At 61.9% G+C, this 13,303-nt stretch carries 9 protein-coding genes; 8 read left to right on the top strand and 1 reads right to left on the bottom strand.

The genetic code is table 11. The features are described from left to right. Position 1: 1 nt before the first annotated feature. Complete coding sequence (gene aceE, locus BHC62_RS24715; RefSeq protein ID WP_029299202.1) at positions 2-2,647, bottom strand: pyruvate dehydrogenase (acetyl-transferring), homodimeric type; 2,646 nt, start codon at positions 2,645-2,647, stop codon at positions 2-4. Positions 2,648-3,030: 383 nt separating this feature from the next. Between aceE and glnE the strand changes: the two genes are divergently transcribed. The 8 genes from glnE (at position 3,031) to BHC62_RS24675 (ending at position 13,127) form a co-directional block, all read left to right on the top strand. Beyond that, positions 3,031-5,970, top strand: a complete 2,940-nt coding sequence (gene glnE, locus BHC62_RS24710; protein WP_070996455.1) for a bifunctional [glutamate--ammonia ligase]-adenylyl-L-tyrosine phosphorylase/[glutamate--ammonia-ligase] adenylyltransferase — start codon at positions 3,031-3,033, stop codon at positions 5,968-5,970. A 198-nt stretch (positions 5,971-6,168) separates the two neighbouring features. Continuing rightward, positions 6,169-7,203, top strand: coding sequence for a lipopolysaccharide heptosyltransferase II (waaF, locus tag BHC62_RS24705; RefSeq protein WP_029299199.1), 1,035 nt, complete (start codon positions 6,169-6,171; stop codon positions 7,201-7,203). Position 7,204: 1 nt separating this feature from the next. Beyond that, positions 7,205-8,266, top strand: a complete 1,062-nt coding sequence (waaC, locus tag BHC62_RS24700) for a lipopolysaccharide heptosyltransferase I (RefSeq protein WP_032862116.1) — start codon at positions 7,205-7,207, stop codon at positions 8,264-8,266. Beyond that, a complete protein-coding gene (locus BHC62_RS24695; RefSeq protein WP_070996454.1) occupies positions 8,266-9,387 on the top strand; it encodes a glycosyltransferase family 4 protein in 1,122 nt (373 codons plus the stop codon). Before waaC ends, BHC62_RS24695 begins: the two co-directional genes overlap by 1 nt. Further along, positions 9,387-10,193 (top strand): lipopolysaccharide core heptose(I) kinase RfaP, encoded by an 807-nt coding sequence (gene rfaP, locus BHC62_RS24690; protein ID WP_029299193.1) that lies wholly within the window; start codon positions 9,387-9,389, stop codon positions 10,191-10,193. The genes BHC62_RS24695 and rfaP overlap by 1 nt, the downstream gene beginning before the upstream one ends. Continuing rightward, positions 10,193-10,927, top strand: a complete 735-nt coding sequence (locus BHC62_RS24685; protein ID WP_029299192.1) for a lipopolysaccharide kinase InaA family protein — start codon at positions 10,193-10,195, stop codon at positions 10,925-10,927. The genes rfaP and BHC62_RS24685 overlap by 1 nt, the downstream gene beginning before the upstream one ends. Further along, entirely contained in the window at positions 10,924-11,676 is a 753-nt protein-coding gene (locus tag BHC62_RS24680; RefSeq protein ID WP_070996453.1) for a lipopolysaccharide kinase InaA family protein, read from the top strand. The genes BHC62_RS24685 and BHC62_RS24680 overlap by 4 nt, the downstream gene beginning before the upstream one ends. Continuing rightward, positions 11,676-13,127, top strand: coding sequence for a lipopolysaccharide kinase InaA family protein (locus BHC62_RS24675; protein ID WP_070996452.1), 1,452 nt, complete (start codon positions 11,676-11,678; stop codon positions 13,125-13,127). The genes BHC62_RS24680 and BHC62_RS24675 overlap by 1 nt, the downstream gene beginning before the upstream one ends. Positions 13,128-13,303 lie beyond the last annotated feature (176 nt).

Raw genomic sequence — 13,303 nt, 5'->3', positions numbered from 1 at the left:
CTCAGCAGTCCAGTGGGTTGCGTTTTTCCGGGTTGATCCCGAACTTGACGATGGCGTCAGCCACCACCTTGGGTTCGATCTCTCCACGGTCAGCCAAGGCTTCCAGGGCTGCCAACACCACGAAGTGACGATCGACTTCGAAGAAGTGACGCAGCTTCTTGCGGCTGTCACTGCGGCCGAAACCGTCGGTGCCCAGCACTTTGAATTCCTTGGACGGGACCCACTGGCGAATTTGTTCAGCAAACAGCTTCATGTAGTCGGTAGAGGCGATAACCGGACCTTTACGGCCAGCCAGGCACTCTTCGACGTAGCTCAGCGCAGGCTTCTGGCCTGGGTGCAGGCGGTTGCTGCGTTCCACGGCCAGGCCGTCGCGACGCAGTTCGTTGAAGCTGGTAACGCTCCACACGTCAGCGCCGACGTTGAACTCTTCACGCAAGATCTTCGCCGCTTCACGCACTTCGCGCAGGATGGTGCCGGAGCCCATCAGCTGTACGTGGTGTGCCGCTTCCTTGGTGTCTTCTTCGAGCAGGTACATGCCCTTGATGATGCCTTCTTCAACACCGGCCGGCATGGCAGGTTGCTGGTAGGACTCGTTCATCACGGTGATGTAGTAGAAAACGTCCTGCTGCTCTTCGGTCATCTTCTTCATGCCGTCCTGGATGATCACCGCCAGCTCGTAGCCGTAGGTTGGATCAAAGGTGCGGCAGTTCGGGATGGTGGCAGCCAGGATGTGGCTGTGACCGTCTTCGTGTTGCAGGCCTTCGCCGTTGAGCGTGGTACGGCCGGCGGTGCCGCCGATCAGGAAGCCACGGGTACGGCTGTCGCCTGCTGCCCAAGCCAGGTCGCCAATACGCTGGAAGCCGAACATCGAGTAGAAGATGTAGAACGGCAGCATTGGCTGGTTGTGGCTGGAGTACGAAGTACCGGCAGCGATGAAGGAGCTCATGGCGCCCGCTTCGTTGATGCCTTCTTCGAGGATCTGGCCCTTCTTGTCTTCCTTGTAGAACATCACCTGGTCTTTATCGACTGGCTCGTAGAGCTGGCCGACGGAGGAGTAGATGCCCAACTGACGGAACATGCCTTCCATACCGAAGGTACGGGCTTCGTCCGGGATGATCGGGACGATGCGCGGGCCGATTTCCTTGTCCTTGACCAGCTGCGCGAGGATCCGCACGAAGGCCATGGTGGTGGAGATTTCACGGTCGCCCGAACCATCAAGGATTGCTTTGAGGGTGCTGAGGTCCGGTGTCGGTACGCTGAAGCTCTGGGCGCGGCGCTGTGGCACGAAACCACCCAGGGCAGTGCGACGCTCGCTGAGGTAGCGGGCTTCGGCGCTGTTCGGCTCTGGCTTGAAGAACGGCAGGTTCTCCAGCTCTTCATCCTTGACCGGGATGTCGAAGCGGTCACGGAACAACTTCAGGCTGTCGACGTCGACTTTCTTGGTGTTGTGCGCAGTGTTCTTCGCTTCGCCGGCACCGGTGCCATAACCCTTGATGGTCTTGGCCAGGATGACGGTAGGTTGTTCTTTGTGGTTGACCGCTTCGTGGTACGCCGCGTAGACCTTGTACGGGTCGTGGCCGCCACGGTTGAGTTTCCAGATCTCGTCGTCGGAGAGGTCAGCAACCATCGCCTTGAGTTCAGGCGTGTTGAAGAAGTGTTCACGTACGAACGCGCCGTCTTTGGCCTTGTAGTTCTGGTACTCGCCGTCGATGACTTCGTCCATGCGACGTTGCAGGATGCCGTCGACGTCCTTGGCCAGCAGTGGGTCCCAGAAACGACCCCAGATGACTTTGGTCACGTTCCATTGGGCACCGCGGAACACGCCTTCGAGTTCCTGGATGATCTTGCCGTTGCCGCGAACCGGGCCGTCGAGGCGCTGCAGGTTGCAGTTGATGACGAAGATCAGGTTGTCCAGCTTCTCGCGGCCGGCCAGGGAGATGGCGCCCAGGGATTCCGGCTCGTCACACTCGCCGTCGCCCAGGAAGCACCAGACTTTCTGCTTGCCTTCGGGGATGAAGCCACGGGCTTCCAGGTACTTCATGAAACGTGCCTGGTAAATCGCCTGGATCGGGCCCAGACCCATGGAAACGGTCGGGAACTGCCAGAAGTCAGGCATCAGCCAAGGGTGCGGGTACGACGACAGGCCGCCACCGTCGACTTCCTGGCGGAAGTTGTTCATCTGGTCTTCGGTGATGCGACCTTCCATGAACGCACGGGCGTAGACGCCTGGCGAGGTGTGGCCCTGGAAGTAGATCAGGTCGCCGCCGTGTTCGTCGGTCGGGGCCTGGAAGAAGTAGTTGAAGCCGATGTCATACAGGGTTGCGCTGGAAGCGAAGCTGGAGATGTGACCGCCCAGGTCAGAATCTTTCAAGTTCGTGCGCATAACCATCGCCATCGCGTTCCAGCGTACCAGCGAGCGAATGCGGCGTTCCATGAACAGGTCGCCAGGCATGCGTGCTTCGTGGGTAACGGGGATGGTGTTGCGGTATGGCGTGGTGATGGCGTAAGGCAGTTGCGAGCCGCTGCGGGTCGCGAGTTCGCCCATACGGGTCATCAGGTAATGCGCACGGTCTTCGCCTTCTTTGTCGAGAACCGATTCCAGGGCGTCCAGCCATTCCTGGGTTTCGACGGGATCGAGGTCTTGCATGGCTTGCTCCAGGGCGGAAAGGCTACCAGAATCGGTTGCCTGAAGTTTGCGACTGGCCTTGTGGGCAGACGACATAAATTCTTGGATGGCCGAAGGTTGCTTCGGCGTCCTGTAGTTTTACTACAAATCGTCGGCCATTTCAGCCTTTCGAATGTATATACGAGTAGTAAAACTACACAAGACTGAGTGTATGACTCGGTCTGGCTGGTGAGCATAATCGTTATTGTTGATCTTTTGCGAACAAGAAAAGGTAGAAGTTTAATGTTGCCTGCCAAAATTAATGAATTTTCAGCTATTTCTAACTTTTGTTCGACAGTCCTTCGCCAAGCGTGGTTCTTGCGTTCACAGCCACAAGCCATTTACACGCCGATCAAGGATAGACCATGAGCCTTCCAATGCTGGTTGAACTCCCTGCCGTTCTGTTGCCGTTTGCCAGCCGGGCCGAGCAGTCATTTCGTGACGCAGCGGCCATGCTGGATGCCGATCATGGCCTGTCCGCGTGGACGCCGCAACGTTGGGCCGACTTCGCCCGTGTCTGCGCCGCCAGTGATTTTGTGATTGAACAGAGTGTTCGTGACCCTTTGATGTTGCTGGAACTGGTGGCCTGGGGCGAACTGGATCGCGGCTTTGCACCCGATGAGCTGTGTGGGCAGATTGCCGCAGCGGTGCAACAGGCTGAAACAGAAGACGAGCTGGGCCGCGTCCTGCGTCGCCAGCGGACCCGCCAGCAGGTGCGGATTATCTGGCGCGACCTGACCCGACAGGCGGACCTGGTGCAGACCTGCCGCGACCTGTCTGACATGGCCGACGCCAGCATCGACCAGGCTTACCAGTGGCTGTACCAGCGCCATTGCGCGCAATTTGGCACCCCCACCGGCGGGCGCAGCGGCGAACCGCAGCAGATGGTCATCCTCGGCATGGGCAAGCTGGGGGCGGTGGAGTTGAACCTGTCGTCGGACATCGACCTGATCTTCGCCTACCCCGAGGGCGGCGAGACCGTGGGCGCCAAGCGTGCCCTGGACAATCAGGAGTTCTTTATCCGCCTGGGCCAGAAGCTGATCAAGGCCCTGGACCCGATGACCGTCGACGGTTTTGTGTTCCGTGTCGACATGCGTTTGCGGCCTTATGGTTCAGCCGGGGCGCTGGTGCTCAGTTTCAATGCCTTGGAGCAGTACTACCAGGACCAGGGGCGCGACTGGGAACGCTACGCGATGATCAAGGCGCGGGTGGTAGCCGGCGACCAGGTGGCGGGTGCGCAGTTGCTCGACCTGCTGCGCCCGTTCGTCTACCGGCGCTACCTGGACTTTTCTGCGATCGAAGCGCTGCGCACCATGAAGCAGTTAATCCAGCAGGAAGTGCGGCGCAAGGGCATGGCCGACAATATCAAGCTGGGCGCGGGCGGCATCCGCGAGGTGGAGTTTATCGCCCAGGCGTTCCAGCTGATTCATGGCGGGCGCGACCTCAGCCTGCAGCAACGGCCATTGTTGAAGGTGCTGGGCACCCTGGAAGGCCAGGGCTACCTGCCGCCGGCGGTGATTGCCGAGCTGCGCAGCGGCTATGAATTCCTGCGTTACACCGAACATGCGATCCAGGCCATCGCTGATCGCCAGACACAGATGCTGCCCAACACTGACGAAGACCAGGCGCGGATCGCGTTCATGATGGGCTTTGCCGACTGGACCGCGTTCCATGAGCAATTGATGTACTGGCGTGGCCGGGTGGACTGGCATTTTCGCCAGGTGATTGCCGATCCGGACGAAGAGGAGGGTGTAGAAAGCGAATTGGTGGTGGGCGGCGAGTGGTTGCCGCTGTGGGAGGAATCCCAAAATGAAGAGGCGGCCTGTCGCCAATTGGCCGAAGGTGGCTTTGCCGACGCACCCAAGGCCCTCAAGGCCCTGGCCAGCCTGCGCGGCAGCCCGCAGTTGCGGGCGATGCAGCGCCTGGGGCGTGAGCGGTTGGATGCGTTTATCCCGCGCCTGCTGGCCCAGGCGGTCGAGCACGCCAACCCGGACCTGGTGCTGGAGCGCGTATTGCCGCTGGTGGAAGCGGTGGCGCGGCGGTCCGCTTATCTGGTGTTGTTGACCGAAAACCCTGACGCCCTGCGTCGGCTGTTGACCCTGTGCGCCGCCAGCCCATGGATTGCCGAGCAGATCACCCGCTTCCCGCTGCTGCTGGACGAATTGCTCAACGAAGGCCGGTTGTTCAAGCCGCCCTTGGCGCCGGAGTTGGCCGCCGAATTGCGCGAGCGCCTCACGCGCATCCCCGAGGATGACCTTGAGCAGCAGATGGAAGCTCTGCGCCACTTCAAGCTGGCCCACCGCCTGCGCGTAGCGGCGTCGGAAATCGCCGGCAGCCTGCCGCTGATGAAGGTCAGCGACTACCTGACCTGGCTTGCCGAGGCCATTCTTGAACAGGTGCTGGCCCTGGCCTGGCGCCAGACCGTGGCCCGCCACGGTACGCCGCAGCGCCTGGACGGCACCTTGTGCGATCCCGGATTTATCATCGTCGGCTATGGCAAGGTCGGCGGCATCGAGCTGGGACATGGCTCGGACCTGGACCTGGTGTTTATCCATGACGGTGACCCGCAGGCCGAAACCGATGGCGCCAAGCCAATCGATGGTGCGCAGTTCTTTACGCGCCTGGGCCAGCGGATCATTCACCTGTTGACCACCCAGACCAACTCCGGGCAATTGTACGAAGTGGATATGCGCCTGCGACCTTCTGGCGCATCCGGGCTGCTGGTCAGCTCCCTGGGGGCCTTTGCCCGCTATCAGGAAAACGAGGCCTGGACCTGGGAGCATCAGGCCCTGGTGCGGGCGCGGGTATTGGTCGGCAGCCAGGATGTGGGCCGCGCGTTTGAAGGCGTGCGGGCGCAGGTGTTGGGGCGCACGCAGGACCTGGCGAAGCTGCGCCAGGAGGTCAGCGAGATGCGCGCCAAGATGCGCGACAACCTGGGCACCAAGTCGACCGGGGCCGGCACGGCGGCGAATGCCTTCGAGCCCACGGCGGTGTTCGATCTCAAGCAGGACGCCGGAGGTATCGTCGATATTGAATTTATGGTGCAATACGCCGCTTTGGCGTGGTCTGCGCAACATCCGTCGTTGCTACGCTATACCGACAATATCCGCATCCTGGAAGGCCTGGAGCAGGTCGGGCTGATGCCCGCCGCCGATGCCCACCTGTTGCGCGAGGTGTATAAGGCCTACCGCTCGGCGGCCCATCGCCAGGCCCTGCAGAACGAGGCTGGGGTGGTTGCCGGGGATCAGTTTGCTGACGAACGGCGCCAGGTGAAACGGATCTGGCAAGAACTGGGGTTAAGCTAAAACACTACAGCGACCCCAATTGAATGTGGAGACCGGCTTTATGTGGGAGCGGGCTTGCCCGCGATGCAGGCGCTGCGGTCTGGCTGGCAGCACGCGGTGATGCTATCGCGGGCAAGCCCGCTCCCACACAAACCGTGACCTACAGTAATTATCGAGGCGGGGAGGCATGAGCCTCCCCGAATCGTTTGTGGAAACTACATGAATATTCTGATCGTTGGGCCCAGTTGGGTCGGTGACATGGTGATGGCACAGACACTGTTCCAGTGCCTGAAACAGCGTCATCCCGACTGCCAAATCGACGTGCTCGCCCCCGAGTGGAGCCGGCCGATCCTGGAGCGCATGCCTGAAGTCCGGCAGGCCTTGAGCTTCCCGCTCGGCCATGGCGCGCTGGAACTGGCGACCCGACGGCGCATCGGCAAGTCCCTGGCCGGCCAGTATGACCAGGCGATCCTGCTGCCCAACTCGATGAAGTCGGCGCTGGTGCCGTTCTTTGCCGGCATCCCCAAGCGCACCGGCTGGCGCGGCGAGTTCCGCTATGGCTTGCTCAATGATGTGCGCAAGCTCGACAAGGCCCGCTACCCGCTGATGATCGAGCGCTTCATGGCCCTGGCCTACGCGCCTGATGCCGAGTTGCCGACGCCGTATCCGCGGCCGAGCCTGCAAATCGACCCGGTTACTCGCGATGCGGCCCTGGCCAAGTTCGGCCTGACCCTGGATCGGCCGGTGCTGGCGCTGTGTCCGGGCGCCGAGTTTGGCGAGTCCAAGCGCTGGCCGTCGGAGCACTACGCCAGGGTCGCCGAGCTGAAAATCCGCGAAGGCTGGCAAGTCTGGCTGTTTGGCTCGAAAAACGATCACTCGGTGGGTGAAGACATCCGCCAACGCTTGATCCCCGGCCTGCGCGAAGAAGCGGTCAACCTCAGTGGCGATACCTCGCTGGCCGAGGCGATTGACCTGCTGTCCTGCGCCGATTCGGTGGTGTCCAACGACTCCGGCCTGATGCATGTGGCCGCTGCGCTGAACCGCCCGCTGGTGGCGGTGTATGGCTCCACGTCCCCAGGCTTCACCCCGCCATTGGCCGACAAGGTTGAAGTGGTGCGCCTGGGCCTGGATTGCAGCCCGTGTTTTGAACGCACCTGCCGTTTCGGCCACTACAATTGCCTGCGTCAGTTGCTGCCCGATTCGGTAGCCGAGGCCTTGCAGCGGTTGCAGGGCAACGTGGTCGAGGTTCATTGAGTTGCGGGTACTGGTAATCAAGACCTCATCCCTGGGCGATGTGATCCACGCATTGCCCGCATTGACCGACGCGGCCCGGGCGATTCCGGGGATTCGCTTCGACTGGGTGGTGGAGGAAGGCTTCGCCGAAATCCCCACCTGGCATCCTGCGGTGGACAAGGTGATCCCGGTGGCGATTCGCCGCTGGCGCAAGAACCTCTGGCAGACCTTCAAGAGCGGCGAATGGCGGCGCTTCAAGAAGCAGATCCAGTCCACCAAATATGACCTGGTGATCGACGCCCAGGGCCTGCTGAAAAGCGCCTGGCTGACCCGCTATGTGCGGGCGCCGGTGGCCGGCTTCGACAAGCAGTCGGCCCGCGAGCCCATTGCCGCACGTTTCTACTCCCGGCGCCTGGCGGTTGCCCGTGGCCAGCATGCAGTTGAGCGCTTGCGCCAGTTGTTCGCCGTGGCCCTGGGCTATGACCTGCCCAAGGGCCTGGGGGATTACGGCCTGAGCACCGAAAAACTGCTGGGCTTGCCGCCAAAGAAACCGTTCGTACTGCTGCTGCACGGCACCACCTGGGACACCAAGCATTGGCCCGAAGCCTACTGGCGCGACCTGGCCGAACGCATGGGCAGCCTGGGGGTGGATGTGAAGTTGCCGTGGGGCAACGCCGCCGAAAAAGCTCGGGCCGAGCGCCTGGCCCAAGGCCTGGCCAACGCCGAAGTGTTGCCTAAATTGAATCTGGCCGGTGTGGCACGCGTCCTGGCTGGTGCCCGGGCCTGTGTCGCCGTGGATACCGGCTTGGGGCATCTGGCGGCTGCGCTGGATGTGCCGACGATCTCTCTGTTCGGCCCGACCAACCCGGGCCTGACCGGTGCGTACGGCAAGGCGCAGATCCATTTGGGCAGCGATTTCCCCTGCGCGCCGTGCCTGCAAAAGAAATGCACCTACCAACCGACCGCTGAAGACCAGCGCCGGTTTGATCTCAAGCGCGAGTGGCCGCTGTGCTTTACTCGCCTGAACCCTGAGCGTGTGGCCAGCCGACTGAGCACGTTGTTATTGGCTGAGGAGCTGCACTGATGCAACTGGCATTTGTTCTGTACAAATATTTCCCCTTTGGTGGCTTGCAGCGCGACTTCATGCGCATCGCCCTGGAGTGCCAGCAGCGCGGCCACCAGATCCGTGTCTACACCCTGATCTGGGAAGGCGACATCCCTCCGGGCTTTGAAGTGCTGGTGGCGCCGGTCAAGGCGTTCTTCAATCATCGGCGCAACGAAAAATTGACCGCCTGGATGCAGGCCGACCTGGCCAAGCGCCCGGTGGACCGCTTGATCGGCTTCAACAAAATGCCGGGCCTGGATGTGTACTACGCCGCAGACGGCTGTTTTGAAGACAAGGCGCAGAACCTGCGCCACTCGCTGTACCGCAGTTTTGGCCGCTATCGGCATTTTTCCGAGTACGAGCGCGCGGTGTTTGCCAAGGACGCCAAGACTGAAGTCCTGATGATCTCCGAGGTCCAGCAGCCGCTGTTTATCAAGCATTACGACACGCCGCTGGAGCGCTTCCACCTGTTGCCGCCGGGCATCGCCCAGGATCGTCGGGCGCCGCCGGATGCGGCCCAGATCCGTGCCGGGTTCCGTGCCGAATTCAACCTCGCGGACGATGATTTGCTGCTGGTGCAGATCGGTTCGGGCTTCAAGACCAAGGGCGTGGACCGCAGCCTCAAGGCGCTGGCCGCACTGCCTGCGGATCTGAAAAAGCGCACCCGCCTGTTTGTAATTGGCCAGGACGACCCCAAAGTATTCCAACTGCAGAGTGCTACCCTTGGGCTGGGCGACAACGTGCAGTTCCTCAAGGGACGCAGTGATATCCCGCGTTTCCTGCTGGGCGCCGACCTGTTGATTCACCCGGCGTACAACGAAAATACCGGGACTGTGCTGCTCGAAGCCCTGGTGGCCGGGTTGCCGGTGTTGGTCACGGCGGTGTGTGGGTATGCCCATTACATCAGCGAGGCCGATTGCGGGCGTGTGCTGGACGAGCCGTTCGAGCAGGTCCAGCTCAACCAGTACCTGGCCGGGATGCTCAGCGATCAGCAGCAACGTGCGGCCTGGAGCCGCAATGGTCTGGCCTTCGCCGAGACGGCCGACCTCTATAGCATGCCGCAGCACGCTGCGGATGTAATTCTGGCGGAGCAACACTGATGAAGTTGATTCTTGCCGAACCGTTCAAGAGCCTTTGGGCCGGGCGCGATGCGTTCGCCGAAGTCGAGCTGTTGGACGGTGAGGTTTACCGTGAGCTGGAAGCCCGTCGTACCTTGCGTACCGAGGTGGATGGGCGCGGCTACTTTGTGAAAATCCACCGTGGCATCGGCTGGGGTGAAATCTTCAAGAACCTGTTCACCGCCAAGTTGCCGGTGCTGGGCGCCGGGCAGGAGTGGCAGGCAATCCAGCGCCTGCACGAAGTTGGCGTACCGACCATGACCGCCGTGGCCTATGGCGAACGCGGCGCCAACCCGGCCGACCAGCATTCCTTTATTGTCACCGAAGAGCTGGCGCCGACCATCAGCCTGGAAGACTTGAGCATGGATTGGCTCAAGCAGCCGCCCGAGCCGCGTCTCAAGCGCGCGCTGATTGCCGAAGTGGCGCGCATGACCGGGATGATGCATCGCGCTGGCGTCAACCATCGTGACTGCTACATCTGTCACTTCCTGCTGCACACCGACAAGCCGGTGACCGCCGATGACTTCAAACTCTCGGTGATCGACCTGCACCGCGCCCAGGTGCGGCCGCGCATCAGCCAGCGCTGGCGCAACAAGGATTTGGCGGCCCTGTATTTCTCGATCCTGGATATTGGCCTGACCCGCCGCGACAAGTTGCGCTTCCTCAAAGGCTACTTCCAGCAGCCCCTGCGCCAGATCCTGGCCGAGGAAGGCGCGTTGCTGCAGTGGCTGGAGCGTAAGGCCAGCAAGCTCTATGACCGCAAAGTCCGGTACGGAGGTGCACTCTGATGGCGGGTTGGAACCTGGAACCTGCTTACTCGGAGCTTGTGGACGATTTTGGTAGCCTCGACGCAGTGTTCGCCCTGCAGGGCGAGCGGCTGACCCGTGATCCGCTGTCCGAAGTCATTCGCGTGGAGCGCGGCGGGATCAACTATTACGTCAAGCGCTACACCGGCGCCGGCAAAGGCCTGCGCCGTTACCTGGGCAAGCCCCGGGTCAAGTCCGAGTGGCAGAACCTCAAGCGCTTCGCCAAGTGGGGCATCCCAACCGCCGAAGTCGTGGCCTGGGGCCTGGAGCGCAAGGGCCTGGCCTATGATCGTGGGGCGATGATCACCCGCGAGTTGCCGCGCACCGAAGACCTGGCGGCCCTGGCTGAACGCAAGGACCCGCAATTGTCCGACCCGGTGTGGGTCGACAAGGTCAGCCGCCAGCTCGCTGAATACACCCGGACCATGCACGACCACCGCTTTACCCACAACGATTTGAAGTGGCGCAACCTGCTGATCGACGACCAGCAGACCCTGTACCTGATCGACTGCCCCAACGGTGACTTCTGGCGCGGGTTCTGGCTCAAGTATCGGATCACCAAGGACTTGGCGTGCCTGGACAAGGTTGCCAAATACCACTTGTCTGCCACCCAGCGCCTACGCTTCTACATGCAATATCGTCGGCGCAAGCACCTGGGCGTATCGGATAAACAGCGGATCCGCCATGTACTGAAGTTTTTCGAGGGACGCGAATGAATGACTTCCTGGCAACTGAAGACCGGGCCTTGCTGGAGCGCAATGGCCTGGCTGACTTTGATGCCCTGTGGGCCAGGCAACTGGACGCAGTGGACGAGCCCAACACCAGTCGTGGCGGTTGGAGCAGCGTGTTTCGCCTGGAGCTGGAGGGTCGCGGTTTTTACCTCAAGCGCCAGAGCAACTACCTGACGCGCACCCTGCATCGGCCGTTTGGCGAGCCGACCTTTGCCCGCGAGTTTCGCAATATCAGCCGCTATCGGCAGAAGGCGATCCCGGCTTTGCAGGCCGCCTTTTATGGTGAGCGCAAAGTTGCGGGCGAATACCGCGCCTTGCTGCTGACCCGCGCGCTGGATGGCTGGAATGACCTGGATTCGCTGCTGGAGCAGTGGCCAGCCCTGAGCGACGCCCAGCACCATGCGATCCTCGTGGCCTGCGGCCAGTTGGCGCGCAAGCTCCATGGCGTCGGCCAGGTGCATGGCTGTTTTTACCCCAAGCATATCTTCCTGCAGGCCACTGGCGACGGTTACGCAGCGCAGTTGATCGACCTGGAAAAAACCCGGCCGCTGTTGCTCGGCCGGCGTGACCGGGTCAAGGACCTGGAGCCGTTGCTGCGGCGTGCCGGGGCCTGGACTGCAGAGCAGGTGCGGCAGTTTCTGGCGGCCTACCTCGACCAGCCGGTGGACAGCTCCCTGGTGGATACCTGGGCAGGTTACCTGGCTGGGCGGCGCAGTCACAAGGAGGCCCGCTGATGCGCTTGTCTGAACTCAAAAATGCCGGGCGCACGCCTGCGCTGCCCTTGAGTATCGAGTTGGCGGATGCGGCCGGCCCAGGGCAATTGCAGCTGCTGAGCCTGCTACGGGTGTTGCCGGGCCAGCGTTATGTGGGCGCGGCTATCTGGCGCGGCCGGCCGGTGCTGGCCAAGTTGCTGGTGGGCGGCAGCGCCGCCCGGCATTTCCAGCGTGAACTCCAGGGCGTGCGCCTGCTGGCCGAGCAAGGCCTGACCACGCCGCTGTTGCTGGCTGACGGTCTGCAAGACGGTGAGGGCGGCTGGCTGTTGTTCGAGTTTCTCGACGGCGCACACAGCCTGGCCGAGGCCTGGGCAGCGGTTGAAAGCATGCCGCCTCTGGCGGATGAACAGCAGGCTGTGTTGGCCGAAGCGCTGGGCGCGATTGCACAGATGCACGCCAAGGGCCTGTGGCAGGAAGACCTGCACCTGGACAACCTGATGCGCCAGGGCGACAAGCTATATTTGATCGATGGTGGCGGGATCTGTGTCGAACAGGCGGGCAAGCCCCTGTCACGCAACCGGGTACTGGAAAACCTCGGGGTGTTTTTTGCCCAGTTGCCGAGCGACCTCGAGCCGTTTACCGAAGAATTGTTGGTGTACTACCTGTTAAGCAATGGCGAACACGCCTTGCCCCTGGAAGCCCTGCAAAAGCAGGTGCGCAAAGTGCGGGCCTGGCGCTTGAAAGACTTTCTGGGCAAGGTCGGCCGCGAGTGCACCTTGTTCAGCGTGGTGCGCGGGGCCTTTGGGCTGCGGGCGATCCGCCGGGAAGAGGAGGCGGCCCTGCTGCCGGTACTGGCAAACGTCGATGGGCTCATCGGCCAAGGCCAGATGTACAAGGCCGGTGCCTCGGCCACGGTGGCCCGAGTGGATGTGGCCGGGCGACCACTGGTGATCAAGCGCTACAACATCAAGGGGTTTGTGCACTGGCTCAAGCGCTTCTGGCGGCCAAGCCGCGCCTGGCACGCCTGGTACGAAGGCAATCGCCTGACGTTCCTGGGGATCGCCACGCCCAAGCCCCTGGCACTCCTGGAACGGCGTTTTTTCTGGCTGCGCAGCCGGGCGTATCTGGTCACCGAGCATTTGGCCGGGCCAGACCTGATTGAGCATCTGGCCCCTTATGTCGAAAGCGGCGAGGTACCCGAGCCCGAACTGTTGGCCCTGGAGCGCCTGTTTGGCGAACTGATACGCGAGCGGATCAGTCATGGCGACTTCAAGGGGCGCAACCTGTTCTGGCAGGGGGGGCGCTGGGTGCTGATAGATCTGGACTCGATGTGCCAGCACGGCTCACTGAGTAGTTTTGCGCCGGCGTTTGCCAAGGATCGTGCGCGGTTCATGCGCAACTGGCCGGTCGATAGCGCGTTGTATCGAGTAATCGATCAGCGCTTGCCCAGCAGGATCGACGGCGTCCTGTAGCTGCACGCTTGCCCGCTCCTGACAGGGCGGGCTCAGCTCATGCGTAGTGTTTCATCTTGTATATTGATTAATGATTGTTGAGTCATTGTGCGCTCGAATTATTTGAGAGCGCAAAATCATGTCATGAAAAACTGATCTTAAGTGTATGTGGGGAGTTCTGTCTCGGATTAGTCCGA

It is taken from the genome of Pseudomonas sp. 06C 126 (genome assembly GCF_001855215.1).
GTDB lineage: Bacteria > Pseudomonadota > Gammaproteobacteria > Pseudomonadales > Pseudomonadaceae > Aquipseudomonas > Aquipseudomonas proteolytica.
The sequence above is the reverse complement of the archived record's forward strand: the minus strand, read 5'-3'. Positions and strand labels throughout refer to the sequence as shown.